The organism is Paraburkholderia strydomiana (assembly GCF_031456815.1).
Lineage (GTDB): Bacteria > Pseudomonadota > Gammaproteobacteria > Burkholderiales > Burkholderiaceae > Paraburkholderia > Paraburkholderia caledonica.
In genome coordinates this window covers 1-17,413 of record NZ_JAVDVL010000023.1, presented here as the reverse complement: position 1 = coordinate 17,413, position 17,413 = coordinate 1, and the positions used below count along the sequence as shown (strand labels likewise).

General features: G+C 63.3%; 14 protein-coding genes. 10 read left to right on the top strand and 4 right to left on the bottom strand.

The genetic code is table 11. The features are described from left to right. Positions 1–204 precede the first annotated feature (204 nt). Positions 205–1,404 (bottom strand): cytochrome P450, encoded by a 1,200-nt coding sequence (locus J2W46_RS33035; RefSeq protein WP_310070737.1) that lies wholly within the window; start codon positions 1,402–1,404, stop codon positions 205–207. A 320-nt stretch (positions 1,405–1,724) separates the two neighbouring features. Here J2W46_RS33035 and J2W46_RS33030 point away from each other — a divergent pair, with 320 nt between their 5' ends. The 3 genes from J2W46_RS33030 (at position 1,725) to J2W46_RS33020 (ending at position 3,770) form a co-directional block, all read left to right on the top strand. Next, a complete protein-coding gene (locus tag J2W46_RS33030) occupies positions 1,725–2,054 on the top strand; it encodes a DUF4148 domain-containing protein (protein ID WP_027804956.1) in 330 nt (109 codons plus the stop codon). A gap of 152 nt (positions 2,055–2,206) precedes the next feature. Continuing rightward, complete coding sequence (locus J2W46_RS33025; protein ID WP_020070045.1) at positions 2,207–3,238, top strand: alpha/beta fold hydrolase; 1,032 nt, start codon at positions 2,207–2,209, stop codon at positions 3,236–3,238. A 76-nt stretch (positions 3,239–3,314) separates the two neighbouring features. Beyond that, the gene (locus J2W46_RS33020) at positions 3,315–3,770 is read left to right on the top strand and encodes a cytochrome P460 family protein (RefSeq protein ID WP_374726913.1); all 456 of its coding nucleotides are present in this window, start codon (positions 3,315–3,317) and stop codon (positions 3,768–3,770) included. Between the two features lie 107 nt (positions 3,771–3,877). On the opposite strand, the gene J2W46_RS33015 is transcribed toward J2W46_RS33020, so the two are convergent. Both J2W46_RS33015 and J2W46_RS33010 read right to left on the bottom strand, forming a co-directional pair. Beyond that, positions 3,878–4,465 carry a TetR/AcrR family transcriptional regulator gene (locus J2W46_RS33015; protein ID WP_310359995.1) on the bottom strand — a complete coding sequence of 196 codons (588 nt, stop codon included), beginning with the start codon at positions 4,463–4,465 and terminating at the stop codon, positions 3,878–3,880. Positions 4,466–4,528: 63 nt separating this feature from the next. Beyond that, positions 4,529–5,497 carry a LysR family transcriptional regulator gene (locus J2W46_RS33010; protein ID WP_131320321.1) on the bottom strand — a complete coding sequence of 323 codons (969 nt, stop codon included), beginning with the start codon at positions 5,495–5,497 and terminating at the stop codon, positions 4,529–4,531. A gap of 160 nt (positions 5,498–5,657) precedes the next feature. On the opposite strand from J2W46_RS33010, the gene J2W46_RS33005 reads away from it, so the two are divergent. From J2W46_RS33005 to J2W46_RS32990, 4 genes are all read left to right on the top strand, one after another. After that, positions 5,658–6,947: an MFS transporter gene (locus tag J2W46_RS33005; RefSeq protein ID WP_310359989.1), complete on the top strand. Its 1,290-nt coding sequence runs from the start codon at positions 5,658–5,660 to the stop codon at positions 6,945–6,947. A gap of 117 nt (positions 6,948–7,064) precedes the next feature. Continuing rightward, entirely contained in the window at positions 7,065–8,573 is a 1,509-nt protein-coding gene (locus J2W46_RS33000; RefSeq protein ID WP_027804955.1) for a M81 family metallopeptidase, read from the top strand. A gap of 239 nt (positions 8,574–8,812) precedes the next feature. After that, a complete protein-coding gene (locus J2W46_RS32995; protein ID WP_204521160.1) occupies positions 8,813–9,148 on the top strand; it encodes a DUF4148 domain-containing protein in 336 nt (111 codons plus the stop codon). A gap of 83 nt (positions 9,149–9,231) precedes the next feature. Next, entirely contained in the window at positions 9,232–10,011 is a 780-nt protein-coding gene (locus tag J2W46_RS32990; RefSeq protein WP_020070038.1) for an alpha/beta fold hydrolase, read from the top strand. Positions 10,012–10,114: 103 nt separating this feature from the next. Here J2W46_RS32990 and J2W46_RS32985 read toward each other — a convergent pair whose 3' ends face one another. Beyond that, positions 10,115–10,447, bottom strand: coding sequence for a hypothetical protein (locus J2W46_RS32985; protein WP_310359984.1), 333 nt, complete (start codon positions 10,445–10,447; stop codon positions 10,115–10,117). Positions 10,448–10,859: 412 nt separating this feature from the next. On the opposite strand from J2W46_RS32985, the gene J2W46_RS32980 reads away from it, so the two are divergent. The 3 genes from J2W46_RS32980 to J2W46_RS32970 all read left to right on the top strand — a co-directional run bounded on the left by J2W46_RS32980 (position 10,860) and on the right by J2W46_RS32970 (position 17,314). Further along, complete coding sequence (locus tag J2W46_RS32980) at positions 10,860–15,938, top strand: trifunctional serine/threonine-protein kinase/ATP-binding protein/sensor histidine kinase (protein ID WP_310359981.1); 5,079 nt, start codon at positions 10,860–10,862, stop codon at positions 15,936–15,938. A 116-nt stretch (positions 15,939–16,054) separates the two neighbouring features. After that, positions 16,055–16,741: a response regulator transcription factor gene (locus J2W46_RS32975; protein ID WP_088175008.1), complete on the top strand. Its 687-nt coding sequence runs from the start codon at positions 16,055–16,057 to the stop codon at positions 16,739–16,741. Positions 16,742–16,936: 195 nt separating this feature from the next. Beyond that, the gene (locus J2W46_RS32970) at positions 16,937–17,314 is read left to right on the top strand and encodes a response regulator (protein ID WP_288829763.1); all 378 of its coding nucleotides are present in this window, start codon (positions 16,937–16,939) and stop codon (positions 17,312–17,314) included. Positions 17,315–17,413: the final 99 nt, after the last annotated feature.

Here is a 17,413-nt window from a genome sequence, read left to right as displayed (position 1 = left end):
GTTGGAATGCATTAAAGCCACACGAGGTATCTGGTGTGTGTCACGAAAGCTGGCTATTGCAATGCCGTGTATCAGTGCGAATCTCATACACATTGAGAAACAAAACTGTCTATTCATTTGCAATAGCGCTTTGATTGAATCGCGAATAAATAGCGCGACAAACGCAATTAGAAGAAGCCGACGCGGCGCGTCGTATGCAATCGCTCAGATATGTATCCGCAACGATTGCACGCCGCGCAGATTATTACGGCGGTGCCAGGTCAGCTGGTCGAGATCTTCGGGCTGCATCTGCGGAAAGCGCGCGAGAAGATCTCGCAGCGCCACTTCCATTTCGAGCAATGCGAGCCTTGCGCCAAGGCAATAGTGAATGCCGCCGCCGAATGCGAGGGAAGGGACATTTGGACCACGGTCGAAGTCGAGCTGGTCGGGATGCGAGAACACCGCGGGATCCCGGTTCGCTGCGCCGGTCAGCATGAAGACGATCGTGCCGGGCTTGAGCGTCACGCCTTGAATCACCACTTCCTCCAACGCGGTGCGTACCACCATTTGCACAGAACTGTCGAAGCGCATGCACTCGGCAACCGCCTTTGCAATTATTGCCGGCTCGCGCCTGAGCGCTTCGAGCCGCGCTGGATGACGAAACAGCGCGACCATTGCATTGCCAATCATGTTCGACGTGGTTTCATGGCCTGCAATGAATAACAGTATGACGTTCGAGACAATTTCATCGTCGCTTAAGGTCGTGCCCTCGTCCTCGACATGAACCAGCGACGAAACGATGTCGTCGCCGGGCCGTGCACGGCGCTGCTCGATGACCGTGCGGAAATAGCGTTCTAGCGTGAGCGCGGCTTCATTCGCATCGGCCAGCGCGGCGTCATCGAGCGGCGCGAGATCGAATGCGGCGACGAGGCGGCTCGCGGCCACACCGAGTTCAGTGCCATCAGAAGAGGGGATATCGAGCAGCCGGCAGATGATCTCGACCGGCAATGGCAACGCGTACTCGCTGACCAGGTCGAATTGGGCCGCGGAGCCGATGCGATCCAGAAGTTCGCGACTGGTCGCTTCGACTATCTCTTTCTGTTTTTCGACTTGTCGCGCGTTGAACGCTTTCATCAGCAGCGTCCGGAGCTTGGTGTGCGCCGGCGGGTTCATCATCAGAAAGGTGCGGCTGAGTGCCTGAAATACCGGTTGTTCGGTGGCCGCGTCGCCGTAACGTGCGCGTACACTTTGCAGATAAGTCTTGCCCATGCGCCGGTCGCGCAACAGCGCGTCGATGATCTCGAAGCGGCCCGTGACGAGCGCGTTGGGCCCGACAGGCAGCAGCGGACCTGCCTCCCGCAGCTTTTCGTACATCGGATAGGGATCGGTAAAGAAGGCGGGAGACGAGAAGGTCGCGAAATTCATCGTGCAGGGTGTTCCAGTAAGTCGATGGACGGACGGCTACGCCGGTTGCAACCGATAACACCCGGCAGGCTTGTCCTATTCCATCCGCCACAGCGAATTCCGTCCATGCGGAGGAAGGTCAATGCGAGCCGTCTTCGTTTTGTATCCCAATGTGTCTGCGTGCCGGGGCGTTACATAACGTTGCACCGGCGCGGATCGCCGACATACGCCAGATACCTGGAGAGCGTCTAATGATTCCATGCCAGCCGCACTGGCGCTTGCAGAACCCGAAAACGCAAACGGGCGTTTGCGTCGAAAGACATTCTCTTGAGGTGGATATCATGAAAGTCATTCAATCGCTGATTGCAGTCGCTTCCGTCGCCGCTGCCGTTGCACTGCCGTCTGTATCGTTCGCGCAGTCGAACCAGCCGCTGACCCGCGCGGAAGTCCGCGCGCAACTGGTCGAATTGCAGAACGCCGGCTATAACCCCGCAAGCGATCAAACGCAGTACCCGAAGAACATCCAGGCCGCAGAGGCACGTATCGACGCACAGAAGAATGTGCTCGCGTCATCGTATGGATCGTCTACTTACGGCAGCTCGGCTTCCGGTTCGCCGCATTCGTCCGAGTCGGATGTCATCGGCCTCGGCCCGATCTACGCCAAGCCTTAACGAAACACACCGTTCATTTATCCCACTGCCTGTATTCATTTCGACGATCGACCTGTTCGTGCGCCGTTGATCGCGTGCGGACTCGTTAAAAGTTTTTTTCCGCGAGTGCATGCAGGTCCTACCAGGTTTTCGTACAAGAAGAGGAAATAGCCATGTCTGAACAGGTCAATACGCGGCGGCGCCGTCTGCTGGGCACGACGGTCGCAGGCATCAGCCTGATGGAACTCGGTTTGAGCGGACTCGCGCACGCGCAGTCGAGCGGCACGAAATCCGGATCCGGCGCCACGTCGTTCGAGAACTTACGGCAGATCAACGCCGGCACGCTGAACATCGGTTACGCGGAAACAGGTCCGCAAAATGGCCCCGTCGTCATTCTGGTGCACGGTTGGCCATACGACATCTATAGCTACGTGGAAGTCGCGCCGCTGCTGGCCGCCGCCGGCTACCGCGTGATCGTGCCGTACCTGCGCGGCTACGGCTCGACGCGCATTCTTTCGGCGGATACGCCGCGCAACGGCCAGCAGGCGGTTATCGCGGTCGACATCATCAACCTGATGGACGCGCTGAAGATCGACAAGGCCATTTTCGGCGGCTTCGACTGGGGCGCGCGCACCGTGAACATCATCGCGGCACTGTGGCCGGAGCGCTGCAAGGCGATGGTGTCGGTCAGCGGTTATCTGATTGGCAGCCAGGAAGCCAACAAAGCGCCGTTGCCGCCGAAAGCGGAACTTGCCTGGTGGTATCAGTTCTACTTCGCGACCGAGCGCGGCGTAGCCGGCTACGACGCGAACCGTCACGAGTTCAACAAGCTGATCTGGCATACGGCCTCGCCGAAATGGAATTTCGACGACGCGACGTACGAACGCACGGCGGCATCGTTCGTCAATCCCGATCACGTCGCGATCGTGATTCACAACTACCGTTGGCGTCTCGGCCTCGCGTCCGGCGAGCCGAAATACGACGACCTGGAGAAGCGCCTGGCAATGGGCCCGACCATCTCCGTGCCGACCATCACGATGGAAGGCGACGCCAACGGCGCACCGCATCCGGAGCCGTCAGCCTATGCGAAGAAGTTCACAGGCAAGTACGCGCATCGCAACATCGGCGGCGGCGTGGGGCATAACCTGCCGCAAGAAGCACCGAAAGCTTTCGCCGACGCCGTCATCGACGTCGCCCGTTTCTGAGCGGACGAACGGGAGACACGCAATGCGAAAGATCCGGCTTGCACAGGTTGCGCTGAATGCGGCGCTCCTGCTTGGCATGGTGGGAAATCATGCGCTGGCGGCACCCGCGAAGTCGGCGCCCTCGCCAATCTACGGGGTGACGATTCCGGATGGCTACCGCAAGTGGCAGATGATCGCGCCTGCGGAGGAGGCCGCGCCGCTCGACGAACTGCGCGTGGTGCTGGGCAATCCCGCCGCGATCAAGGCAATCGAGAAGTCGACGTTGCCGTATCCCGACGGCACCATCCTGGTCAAGCTTGCGTACAAGCGCAAGCAGTCGCCCGAGTTCGCGACGGCGACCATCCCCGGAGAGCCCACTACCGTTCAGGTGATGGTCAAGGACTCGCGCCGTTATGCGTCGACGGGAGGCTGGGGTTTCGGGCGTTTCATCAACGGGCAGCCCGTTGACGCCGCGCAGCACGAGACGTGCTTCGCGTGTCACGCGGCGAAGGTGAAGGATCGCGATTATGTGTTCACGCGATTTGCGCCGTAGCCGAGGCGGCGCGCGCACCGGGTACGTGTGAGTGTTTCAGAAGGGCGGGCTGCAGCGATGTGAATATCGCTGCAGCCCGTTCGAACGTTACGGCGTTCTTCGCTCCGCTATGAACGCACGACCAGCCGCTCGACGGCGAATTTCGCAAGGCGTCGCAGCGCAGCCGGCGTCATGCCTGCGCGTGCATTCAACTGAATGCTTTGCATGGTGCTGCCGATGAACAGCGCCACTTCTTCCGCGTTCATTTGCGGATCGATCTCGCCGTCGCGCTGCGCCTGTTCGATGCGAGCCAGCAAGTGCTGCTTCAGGCGCTTTGCGCCTGCTGCACGGATCGCGACGATATCGGCATCGCTCGCGCCGAACTCGGCGGCACTGTTCACACCCATGCAACCGTTTGCACGCTCGGCGGCGTCCGACGCAATCGCGCCCAGCAACATCGCCTTGATGCCGGCTAGCGCCGACGCGCCGCGTGTGAGCCGCTCGACGTGCGCCGCGATGCTGTGCTGCTGATAACGGTCGAGCGCTTCCAGGTAGAGCTTGCGCTTGTCGCCGAATGCGTTGTACAGACTCTGCCGGCCAATTTCCATGGCCGCGAGCAGGTCGTCCGTGGACGTCGCCGAGTAACCCTTGGACCAGAACACGCGCATGGCGCGATCCAGCGCTTCGTCCCGATCGAATTCACGTGGTCTCACCATATCTTCAGCCTGATAGTTGTGGACTGAATAATCAATAAAAAAGTTTCGCCGTATATGCCGCGGCTAGCCGCCGCTTGCGCGGCTGGATGCCCGCTTTTCCGGTTTGTGTCTCTGTGCGTTTCCGCGCGCGAACATCGGCATGCGTTCCTCGATCCATTTCAACAGTTCGAGCGGCCCGGCGGCGAGCGGCCGGTCGGCTTTGACCAGCACTCTCGCCTGTGCGCTTTCAAAGAGCGGATGGGCGACCGGAACGGTGGTGAACTCGTCGCTGGCGAGTTCGCGGTATGCGGCGAATTCTCCAATCAGCGTCATGAAGTTCTCCGCCGTGACGAAGCGCTTAAGGGCGCTCAACGAGTTGGTGGTCAATGTTGCACGGATCGACACGTTCGCGGCCACCTGTGCCATCGACACGACATGACCGATGCCGAACGTAGACGGCATGAGCGCGAGCGGATAGGCCTGCAAATCCTCGAGACGCGCCGGGCCGCCACGTTTGACCAGAGGATGGTCCTTTCTCAGCAGCAGCACAACCGGCTGCGCGGAACTCGCCCGATACGCGATGCGCGCGTGCGGCGGTGGATTATAGGCGAGACCGATGTGGGCGCGATTCTCCGCGACCTCGTCGAGGATCGCGTCTACCGCCAGCATCGTCATGCTGACTTCCAGACCGGGATAGCACGTGCAGAACGGCGCCAGCACGTCGTCGACGAAGGTATCGACGAAACCTTCGCTGACAGCCAGTTGAATTTGCCCGGTGCGCAGACCCCTCAGCGCGTGCAGCTGGTCTTCGAGCTTCTCCTGTTGCGAGCGGTAGCCGCGCCAGAACTCGAGCAGATGCATGGCGGCTTCGGTCGGTTTGACGCCGCGCGCCTGGCGCTCGAACAGTACGGCACCCAGCTCGTCTTCGAGCAGTTTGATCTGCCGCGTGATGACCGACGGCGACGTGTTGATGTGTTCGGCCGCGCCGCGAATCGTGCCGTGACTGAGCACCTCGTGGAAATAGCGTAGCCGCTGCTGGTTGATTTCTCGCATTTGATCGCTCCGACCGCCGGTCCCCCGCTCACCGCAGGATTGGTGTCTGTTGCCCATAAGACAACGATATGTGAACTTAGTTGCTCTTGCTAGTCCGTTTTTGCGCTGCCACCATCGACTCAACCCCTGCAACGGGCCAGCAAGGCATACGGAGACAACCATGTCAGCAATCCATCCCTCGGCCGCCGGCGATCCCGCCGCCGCGCTCTACAGCAAGCTTAACTGGCGGCTGCTGCCGTTCCTTGTGGCCTGCTACATGTTCGCCTATCTCGACCGCGTCAACGTCGGTTTCGCGAAATTGCAGATGCAGTCCGACCTCGGTTTCTCCGACGCCGCATACGGCGTGGGCGCGGGCATTTTCTTCATCGGCTATGTGTTGTTCGAATTGCCGAGCAATCTGATGCTGCCGAAAGTCGGCGCTCGCAAGACGTTCAGCCGCATTCTGGTGCTATGGGGTATCACGTCGGCGTGCATGCTGTTCGTGCGAAGCGTGCCGGCGTTTTACGCGATGCGCTTTTTGCTGGGCGTCTTCGAAGCGGGCTTTGCGCCGGGCATGATCTATTACCTGTCGTGCTGGTACGGCCCGGCGCGCATCGCGCGCGCCATTGCGCTGGTTTTCGTTGCGGGACCGCTGGGCGGCATTGTCGGCGGACCGGTGTCGGCGTGGCTGATGACGAGCCTCGCCGGCGTCGGCGGCCTCGCCGGCTGGCAATGGATGTTCCTCGTCGAGGGTCTGCCGTGCATCGTGCTGGGCTTGCTGACGCTGCGCGTGATATCCGATCGACCCGCCGACGCGCGCTGGCTCGATGACGGCGAAAAAGCACTGCTCGAAGGGGAAACCGCGCCGACCCAGCATCGCGCGGATTCGTTCAAGGCGGTGCTGAAAAGCCCGCGAGTGTATGTGCTCGCGCTCGCTTACTTCAGCGTCATCTTTCCGATCTACGCGATCAGTTTCTGGCTGCCCACGTTGCTCAAGGAGCAAGGCGTGACCGATACGGTGCGCCTTGGCTGGTACACGGCGATTCCGTACGTGGCGGCTGCCGTCTGCATGTATCTCGCGGGCCGCAGTTCCGACCGTTTCGGCGAGCGCCGCTATCACTGCGCGATTCCCGCGCTGGGCGCCGCGGTCTGTTTGGTCGCCACGGTCTTTGCCGACGGCAATCTCCCGCTCACGCTTCTCGCGCTGACACTGGGCACGGCGTGCTTGTGGATGGCCTACACGGTGTTCTGGGCGATCCCGTCGCAACTCGTTGAAGGGACGGCGGCGGCGGGCGGCATCGCGCTCATCAATACCGTTGGTCTGTCTGGCGGATTCTGGGGGCCGGCGGTGGTCGGCTGGACCAAGGCGGGGACCGGCACCATGCATGCGGGGCTTCTCGTCATGGCGTGCGCCGCCGCGCTGGCCGCCATTCTGATCCTGAAGGGCAAGTTGACGATGAAGCAGCAATAGCCGCTTCAAAGCGGCTCCGCAGATCTGTCTCGCGACTTGACAGATAGGTATCCGAAGTAATTTGTCACTGCTGCGTCGTGCTCTCGCGCAGCGGTGAAACACATCAAGGTGAACCACATGAAAATCCTGATCGCCGGTTTCCAGCATGAAACCAATACGTTCGCGCCGACCAAGGCGTCTTATGAGAGCTTCGTCCAGGGCGAAGGCTTCCCGCCGATGGTTCGCGGCGCAGACGTGTTCAGCCTGCGCGACGTCAACGTGCCGATCGGCGGCTTCATCAAGGTCATGGAAGCGAACGGCCGCGAACTGAAGCCGGTGATCTGGGCTGGCGCGAGCGCGTCGGCACATGTCACCACGGATGCGTTCGAGCGGATCGGCGGCGAGATCATCGCCGCCGTCGAGCAAGGCGGCTTCGACGCGATCTATCTGGATTTGCACGGCGCAATGGTGACCGAGCAGCACGACGACGGCGAGGGCGAGTTGCTCGAACGCGTGCGGCGGATCGTCGGCGATCGCATGCCCGTGGTCGTATCGCTCGATCTGCATGCGAACGTCACGGCCCGCATGTTCGCTCATGCGAGTGCGCTCGTTGCGTACCGCACGTATCCGCACGTCGACATGGCGGAAACCGGCGAGCGCGCCGCGCGTATTCTCGAAGATCTGATGTGGGAGAAACGCCCGTTGCATCGCGCGGTACGCCGGGTTCCTTTCCTGATTCCGGTAAACGGCATGTGCACGTTGGTCGAGCCGGCGAACGACATGTACCGCATGCTCGCCGATCTCGAGAAGCGCCCGGTCGTATCGGTATCGTTCGCGCCCGGCTTCCCGGCGGCAGACTTTCCTGAATGCGGTCCGACTATCTGGGCCTATTCGTTCGACGAAGACGCGGCGACGCAGGCCGCCGACGCGTTGTTTGCCAGGATCGTCGGCGAGGAAGCGCGCTGGGACGTGCCGTTTCTCTCGCCCGACGAAGCCGCGCTCGAAGCGATCCGCGTGAGCGCATCCGCATCGCGCCCGGTCATCATCGCGGACACGCAGGACAACCCGGGCGTGGGCGGCGACTCGAACACCATGGGCATGGTGCGCGCGCTGTTGCGCAACGGCGCGAAAGATGCGGCAGTCGGCGTGATCTGGGACGCGCAGGCGGCGGCTGCGGCACATCGCGCGGGCGTCGGGGCGCGCATTGCGTTGCGGCTCGGCGGCGGTGCGGGCGTGGAGGGCGATGCGCCGCTCGAAGCTGAGTTCGAGGTCGAGCACCTGTCGGACGGACGCTTCCGTTTCGACGGGCCGATGCTAAACGGCATGGAAGGCGAGCTAGGTCCGGTCGCATGCCTGCGAATCGAAGGCGTGCGGATCGCGGTGAGCTCCGTGAAAATGCAGGTCTTCGACCGCAATCTGTTCCGCGTGGCGGGCATTGAACCCGAGCGAATGAAGATTCTGGTCAACAAGAGTTCCGTCCATTTTCGCGCAGATTTCGAAGCGATCGCAGAGGCGATTCTCGTCGCCAAAGCGCCGGGCCCCATGGCCGCCGATCCTGCTGATCTGCCGTGGACGCATCTCGATCCGGAAATGCGAGTGCGGCCACTCGGTCCGTCATTCAGTGATTTCAATACGGTAGCGGGCTGATTCGCTTCACTGCGTTTTTGTATCGCAGTGTATCCAGGCCGTGCCCCGATAAACACGCTTGCATTAAACGGGTTCGCGAAAACATTCCAGATACGTCGGCGGGTTCAAATGTCGTCACGCAAGGTTGATTCGCAACACTGCGCCCGATTCGGGTGACACGCTAGCTCGTAGATATGGGCTGCAGAGTGTTTCAACCGAACTTCTGACCTTTGAATGCCGTCGTTTTCTGGAGAATGCTCATGAAACTCGTTCAATCCCTTCTCGTTGCCGCACTCGTTGCCGTCCCCGCTGTTTCGTTCGCCCAGTCGAGTCACGCGGTGACGCGTGCCGAGGTGCGCGCGGAACTCGTTCAGTTGCAGAAGGCCGGCTACAACCCCGCCAGCGACAGCACCCAATATCCGAAGAACATCGAAGCCGCTGAAGCGCGCGTTGCCGCGCAGAACGCCTCGGCCGCCGCGGCATATGGCGGCGTCGTGCAAAGCCGTTCAGCAGCAGGCTCGCGTGCACAGACGACCGGCGCATCGGCGCCGCAGCAGGGCGTGGTCGGTCTCGGCCCGATCTACGCGCACTCGTGATTCACGCGGCGGCGCGCGTTCGCCGCGCGTCGTCCGCGCAATAGTTCAGTCAACGTCAACTCCATTCTGCCGGAAGAAAATCAATGACCAGGCTTCTCAAGAAATTCGTCGGTTCCGCGTTGCTGCTCGGCGGACTGTTCGCGCTGCAAGCATCGCACGCGGCGCCGCCGCAGGACCTGAAGGGCAAGAACATCGTGCTGGTGCACGGCGCATTTGCCGACGGTTCAAGTTGGGAGAAAGTGATCCCGCTGCTCGAAGCGCGCGGGGCACACGTGGTCGCAGTGCAAAATCCATTGAGCTCGCTGGCCGACGACGTTGCCGCGACGAAACGCGTGATCGAGCAGCAAAACGGACCTGTGGTTCTGGTCGGCCATTCGTGGGCGGGCGTGGTGATCAGCGAGGCGGGCAACGAAGACAAGGTGAAAAACCTGGTCTACGTGGCGGCATTCGCGCCGGATAGCGGTCAATCAATCGAAGACATCACGAAGGGCAAGCCGGCGCCCGTGTGGGCGAGTGAATTGCAGAAAGACTCGGCCGGCAATCTGACGCTGTCGACCAAAGCGGTGCTCGAAGATTTCGCGCAAGACGTGCCTTTGCCGCAGCGCCGTGTGATCGCTGCAACGCAAGGTCCGTGGGCTTCGGCATGTATCGGCGAGAAGGTCACGAAAGCAGCGTGGCATGACAAGCCGTCGTACTTCGTGGTGACCGAACGGGACCGCATGATCGATCCTGGTCTGCAACAGACAATGGCGAAGAACATCGGCGCGCACGTGACGTTGGCGAATGCAAGCCACGTCGCGATGGTCAGCCAGCCGAAGCTCGTTGCCGACACGATCATCGCCGCGGCGAAGGCTGCGCAATAAGCTGCAATAGGCGGTAATAAGCGGCAAAACAGCAGCAGCCTCGCTGCGAGCTTCATTGATTATTCGCCCGCACACGCACGTGAGCGGGCGAATAACCCGTTGTTCAAACCGACACGTTAATCTGTTGTCCGGAAGCTTTCTGTTGTTGCATCTCTCGCTGTGCCTCCATCTCTTTCTTCAGCATTTCCCGGACTTTCGCCAAAATCTTCTCGCGCTCTTCCGGCGACATCTTCTTCAGTTCTTCTTCTGTGACTCCCAGCTTCGCGAGAATCATCTTTTCCATGCGCTCGCCCGGCGTGCCTTTCACATAATCGGTGAGTTCAGCCAATAGCGACTGGAACGACGGCTTATTGCTGCTACTCGCGCCAACCGACGTCGAGCCCGAAGTCGCGGATGTACCGGCGACGCCATTCACTTTCGAAAAATCGATGGTCATTGTTTTCCCCGAAGTTGGCTGCGACTGATCGGCGGCAGCGGACGATTGTTAATTATGGATCATTTGGTCCATAATAGGGCGTGCTTTTTCCGAAGGCAAGCAACGGCCTGTTTCAGGCCGTTATAACGTGAACAGTACTGCTTCAGAATCAGGACAGTTCTAATCATTGAGAGGGTACAGTTGTCGTGCTTTGATACGTACGATCGTACAGATTCTGCAATGTCTATTTTGTTTTCACTGCCTGACCCGAAATGAACTGGGAGTGGGTATTATTTTCGGCGCACACCTTACGTAGAGGCCAACGGGCTGCCCGCAGAACTGGGGATGAAGGAGTGTGCAATCGTCTGCATGGGTGCTGTGAGCACCTTCCCTGAACTGCTCGCGCGCGTCGCTGCGTCCATACCGTCTTCGCATGATCGAACTGTCGAACCGAAGCTTTATCGAACTGGGCAATGGTTCACCGCGTCTGCAACGAGCGGTTGCCGACGGCGCGTCGTCGGTGCTCGTCGCCGGCCGCGGGAGCGGTGCGCCGGCCGTGCTGGCGGCGCTGCAGCGCGAATACGCGTTGCGCGCCGCGCTGCATGAAACGTGGTCGGCGGTTCCGCAGGCGCTCGTGCCGCACGGCGAAGGCGCGCTTCTCCTGCTCGCCGATCCGGGCGGCGAGCCGTTGCGCTGCTGCAGCGGCTCACGCCAGGCCGGCACCGCAGCCTTCCTGAAGATCGCCATCGGTCTTGCGAGGGCCGTCGGCGCCATGCACGCGGCGGGCATCGTGCATCGTGCGCTGTCGCCAACCCGCTTTCTCGTGAACGACGAAGGCCAGGCGTTTCTCACCGGCTTTGGCTCCGCCACCCGTCCCGGCGACACCACTGCTTCGCCCGACGCCGACCTCGAATGGAACGACGGCAGCTTTATCTACATGGCGCCCGAGCTCGGCGCGCGTATGAACGTGCCGGTTGACGAACGCGCCGATCTCTATTCGCTTGGCTGCATCTTCTATCAGTTGCTGACAGGCATGCCGCCCTTCGAGGCCGCCGACACCGCCGCGCGTGTGCATGCGCACGCGACCCACCGGCCGCGTCCGCCATACGAGCTCGCCGCCGACGTGCAGCCGCAAATCTCGCGGATCGTGATGAAGCTGCTCGAGAAAGCGCCCGAGCAACGTTACGCCGACGCCGCGGGGCTGCTGGCGGACCTGCATCGATGTGAGGACCTGCAACGGCGTCACGGCGAGATCGCGCCTTTTACGCTCGACACCCATGCGGCGCTGCAACGCCTGCAGCAGGCCGACCGGGTGCTCGGCCGCGACGACGAAATCGAGGCGCTGCTCGCGCAGTTCCGTGCGGTCGTAGATGGCCGGCAAGCGCGCGTCGCGTGGGTGTCGGGCAGTTCCGGGATCGGCAAGTCGACGCTGCTGCAAGAAGCCGTTGCGCGGATGCAGCGTCTGAGCCCGCCGCTTCTCGCCGTCAGCAAGAGCGAGGAAGGTCATCGCGGCAAGCCGTACGCGATTCTCGGTCAGGCGCTCGAGCAGTTGCTGCGCTTCGTGCTCGGCTGCCCCGACGGCGAGTTTGCGATCTGGCGTGAGCGGATCGCCACGGCCACGGCGCCCGTCGGCCGCACGCTGAGCACATTTCTGCCCGCGCTCGGCGCCGTACTCGGCCCGCAGCCCGAAGCGCTCGACCCGCCGGACGCCGCGCCGGCGCTCGAACGCGAGCGCGTGCTTCAGGGGATCGCGCGGTTGATCGCGTGCTTTGCGAACGGCGCGCGTCCGCTCGTGCTCGTGCTCGATGACCTCCAGTGGGCGGACACCGGCACCTTGCAGGTGCTGGAGCGGCTGCTGCATCAGCATAGCGATGCGGCGCTGCTGCTGATCGGCGCGTTCCGCGACAATGAAGTGCCCGCGGATCACCCGCTGCGCGCGGGCAAACTGGCCGATGTGGCCGCCGCGCGGCATGTGCAACTCGGGCCGCTGAACGAAGGCGCGCTGCGTGAATTGATTGCGCGTGCGCTACATCAGGACGCGGATTCGCTCGGACCGCTCGTGGAGATGATCGGCCGCAAGACCGGGCGCAATCCGTTTTTCGCGCACCATCTGCTGCGCCTGCTCGCGGACGACGGCCTCCTCGAATATGACGTGGAGTCGTCCGCGTGGCGCTGGAGTCTCGAACAGATGACGGCACAGCGCGGCGTCGAAAACGTCGTCGAACTGCTCGCGCGAAAGCTCGGACAATTGCCCGCCGCCGCGCAATTGATGCTGCGGGTGCTGGCCTGCCTCGGGCAGCGCGCGTCCACTTCAACGCTCGCGGTGGCGGCCGGGTTGTCCGAACTCGATGCGACCCGGCATCTGCAACCCGCGCTCGAAGCCGGCACGGTGTATCGCGAGAACGGCGACTGGGTGTTCTGGCACGACCGGATTCGCGAGGCGACTTACGCGTCGATGCCGGCAGCCGAGCGCGCCGAGCTTCATTTGCAGATTGCCCGTCGCCAGTTGGCGAACCGGGGCGGCGAGACGGATGTGTTCGCGCTCGCGGCGCAAGCCAACCTCGCGCGCCCGGCGCTCGACGATTCCGACGAACGGCGCGTCTTCGCGCGCCTCAATCTGGACGCCGGGCGCGAGGCGAAAGCCGCAACGGCGCACGATTCGTCACTCGGCTTCTTCCGCGCGGCGCTCGACTTGCTGGGCGACCAGGCGGCGAGCGAAGACGGCCTGCTCGCCCGCAAGCTGTGCGGCGAGGCCGAGTTCATGACCGGCGCGCTCGAGGTTGCCGAGGCGCGCCTGTCGGCGCTGGAAGCCGAGGCGGGCGACGGCATCTTCGGCGCCGATCTTGCGCGGCTGCGCGCCGCGCTCTACACGACGCTCGGCCGCTATGATCTCGCGCTCGGCGTGGGTCTCGCGTTTTTGCATCGCGCGGGTATCGAGGTGCCCATGCATCCCGTCGATGCCGACGTGGACCGCGAATACGCGCGTCTGCGCAGTTGGCTGGACAAGCACGGCATTGCCGGGCTGCGCGAGTTGCCGATCATCGCGGACCCGCTGCGCCGTGCCATCACCGACATCATCTCGGACCTCATCCCGCCCGCGCTCTACACCGACCAGAATCTGGTCGACTTCATGCTGTTGCGCTCGGTCAACCTCGCGATCGAGCACGGCCATTCGGACGCGGCCGCGAACGTGTACACGTGCATGAACCAGATCTTCGGCGTGCGTTACGGCGACTACAGCTTTTCGCTTCCGTTCGGCCAGCTCGCGCTGCACCTGGTCGACGAACGCGGGCTCGTACGGTATCGGGCGCGCGTCTACATGGTGTTCGGCACCTTCGTCGTGCCCTGGACCTTGCCGGCACGAAGCGCGCGCGATTATGTGCGCCGCGCCTACAACGTCGCCATAGAAAGCAGCGATCACACCTTCGCGCTGTATTGCGGCCGCAACGAAGCCACCGGCATGCTGTTCGCAGGCGAGTTGCTGGCCGACGTGCGCGAGACGGTGGCGCGCGCACTGGCAAGCGCACGCGACGCCAACTTCCAGCTGGTGATCGATGCGCTGCTGTCGCAATGGGCGCTCCTCACGCACTTGCAGGAAGGCGAGCCCGACGGCCGCGTCGAGATGCCGCCGGTGCCCGTGGACGGCAGGCCGACCACGCTCGTGGACTTCTCTTACTGGGTGTACCGTTTGCAGCGCGCGCTGCTGTTCGGCGACCTCGCGGATGCGTTGGAATCGCGTCAACGTGCCGAAGCCTGCGCGAACGCATCGCGTTCCTTCGCCGAGAGCGGCGAGTTGCCCTTCTACGGGGCGCTCGCGCTGCTCGCATTGCCGCAGCGCGATCCGGCGCAAGAGGCTGCGTTGCAGCGCCATGCCGGACAACTCGCGATCTGGGCGCGAGCCTGCCCGGAGAATTTCGTCGGACGATGCGAGCTGGTGCATGCTGAGATGGCGCGTGTCGAAGGCCGCGCGCTCGACGCGCTGGAAGCGTATGCGAGGGCCGTCGCGCACGCGCGTCGTCACGGCTTCACGCAGGTCGAAGCGCTTGCGGCCGAGCTTGCGGCGTCGTTCCACGCTGCGCGCGGCGAAGAGGTGAGCGCGCAGGCGTACCTGCGTCACGCGCGCGGGGCGTGGCAGCGCTGGGGCGCGATGGCGAAGGCGCGGCAGTTGCAGACCGGCCATCCTGAACTGTTCGACGCCGACATGGATGCACCCGCCGCAAGCCGTCTTCAGGAACTCGACGTGCAAGCGGTGCTGCGCATTTCGAATGCGCTCGCAAGCGACATCGTCCCGGCGCGGCTCGTCGAAACGCTGTTGCGCACGGCGCTCGAAAGCGCCGGCGCCGGGCAGGGCGCACTCGTTTTGCTGCGCCGCGGCGTATGGCAGGTGCCGGCACGCGCGCAGGTGGTCAACGGCGGGATCGCCGTCACGCAGGAGGCGGTGCCGTTCACGTCCGACGTGCTGCCGGTCTCGCTCGTGCAGGCCGTCGCGCGTACTCAGGAAGGCGTGGTAGCCGACGACCCGCACGACTCGCCGGTCTATGCGCAGGACGTCTACATCCGCCGCAAGCGTCCGCGTTCGGTGTTATGCGTGCCGTTGATGCGTTATTCGACGCTGGTAGGCGTGCTGTATCTCGAGAACGATCTGGCCGCGAAGGTGTTCACGGCGGCCAAGGCGGCGGTGCTCGAAGTGATCGCGTCGCAGGCGGCCTTCGCGCTGGAAAACGCGCGGCTCTACGACGATCTCGTCGAGCAGAACGAGCAGCGCGCGCGGGCTGAGGAACAGCTGCGCGCCGCGCTCACCGACCTCGCGCGCGCAACGCGTCTGAAGGCGATGGGCGAGCTGGTCGCTTCGATCGTGCACGAAGTCGGGCAGCCGCTCGCCGCCGTGGATACCTCCGCGAGCGCCGCGTTGCGCTGGTTGAGCCGCAGTCCTCCGGAGATCGGCGAAGCGCAGCAGATGCTCACGCACATCAGCCGCAGCGCGACGCGCGCGAAAAGCATCATCGAGGCGCTCCGCGCAAAGGCCCGCAAGGCCGAGCCGCAGTTCACGAGGATCGACCTGTCCGAAGCGCTGCGCGAGGCCGCGGCTCTCGTGGCCGCGCACCTGGACACGCTGAACGTCACGCTGGAATTGCGCGGCCTGAACGAACCCGTCTACGTGCATGGCGACCGCGTTCAGTTGCAGCAGGTGGCGATCAATCTGCTGACGAACGGCGCCGAGTCGATGGCTGCGCTCGACACCGGGCGGCTGCTCGTGCTCGCGTGCACGATGGGCGCGGACGGCACGGTGCAGGTGACGGTGGACGATCTCGGCAGCGGCATCGCGCCCGAAGTCGCGGACCGGCTGCTCGAACCGCTCTTCACCACGAAAGACAACGGCATGGGCATGGGCCTCGCCATTTCGCATTCGATCGTCGACGCCCATGGCGGCACGCTGACTCTCGCGCCGCGCGAAGTGACCGGCACGCGCGCCCGGTTCGTGTTGCCGCGGCTCGACGCGGAAGGACCATAAGCAGCGCGCCGCCGTGCGGTTCGCACGAAGCATGTGTGAGCCGGCGCCGGCGCTTCGAATTCGTCTAACCACCGGGCCGCCTCGCGGCCTTTAACGAGAGCTCTGCGAACGCCGCAATGTCCGATTCCCGAACCTTCCGTACAGCCGCTTCATCCACGGGCCGCGAGTCCCGCGTCGTCTACATCGTCGATGACGACGACCTCGTGCGTGGCGCGCTGGTCGGCCTGTTGCGCTCGATCGACCTCGAAGTGCACGCGTTCGCCTCGACCGAGGAATTCCTCGCCGCACCCAAAAGCGCGAATCCGTCGTGCCTCGTGCTCGACGTGCGGCTGCGCGGGCAGAGCGGCATTGCGTTCCAGAAATCGCTGTCGGAGACCGGCCAGCCGCACATGCCCATCGTCTTCATGACGGGCCACGGCGACATAGCGATGACCGTGAAGGCGATGAAGGCCGGTGCGATGGATTTCCTCTCCAAGCCGTTTCGCGACCAGGACATGATCGATGCGGTAGTCGCCGCGCTCGACAGCGACGCGAAGCGGCTGGAGGCCGACCGCTCGCTGCACGAGGTGCGCGCCTGCTGGGAATCGCTGACGCCGCGCGAACGCGAGGTGCTCGAACACGTGGCGGCGGGGCTGATGAACAAGCAGATCGCGGCCAACATGGGAATCGCGGAGATCACGGCCAAAATTCATCGCGGGCAGGCGATGCGCAAGATGAACACGCGCTCGGTGGCGGAACTGGTGCGCAAGATGCAAGCGCTCGGTATCGCCAAACTTGGCGGAATAGGCGCCGCGGAGCAGTAAGCGTACGCTTTATACCGTACCGTACCGTACCGTACCGTACGCGCGCGCGAAGCTGTACCCATCGTGTTCCGGCAGGCGGCGCGGGTGTACCCATACCTACATATGATGGCGGTACCCATGCGTGGCGTTATGCTGGGCTACCGGTGAGCGGTGGGATGGGCCCATCCGTTTGCCTGGCCTCAGGCAGGTATCGCTTTGTCGCTTTCATCCACCGAACTCGTCGTCATTGTCGACGACGACCCCTTCGTGCTCGCCGCCGCCAGCAGCCTCGTGCGTTCGTTCGGCTGGGAGGCGCGCGAGTTCGCGAGCGCGGCAGCGTTTCTGGCGTCGGATGTACTCTCGCGAACCGATTGCCTGATCTGCGATATCCAGATGACCGGCATGGGCGGGATAGAACTCCTCGACAAGCTCGAAGCCGACGGCATGCGCGTTCCCACCTTATTCATCACGGCCCTGGCCTCCGCGCGCACGCGCGCGCGGGTAGGGGCCAGCTCCGCGTTGTGTGTGATCGAGAAGCCCATCGACGCGAGCGAACTCGAGTCGTGGATTCGTCGCGCGCTTGGACACGGCTAGCAAGAGCGACACCAGCGACACCAGCGACACCAGCGACACCAGCGACACCAGCGACACCAGCGACACCAGCGACACCAGCGACACCAGCGACACCAGCGA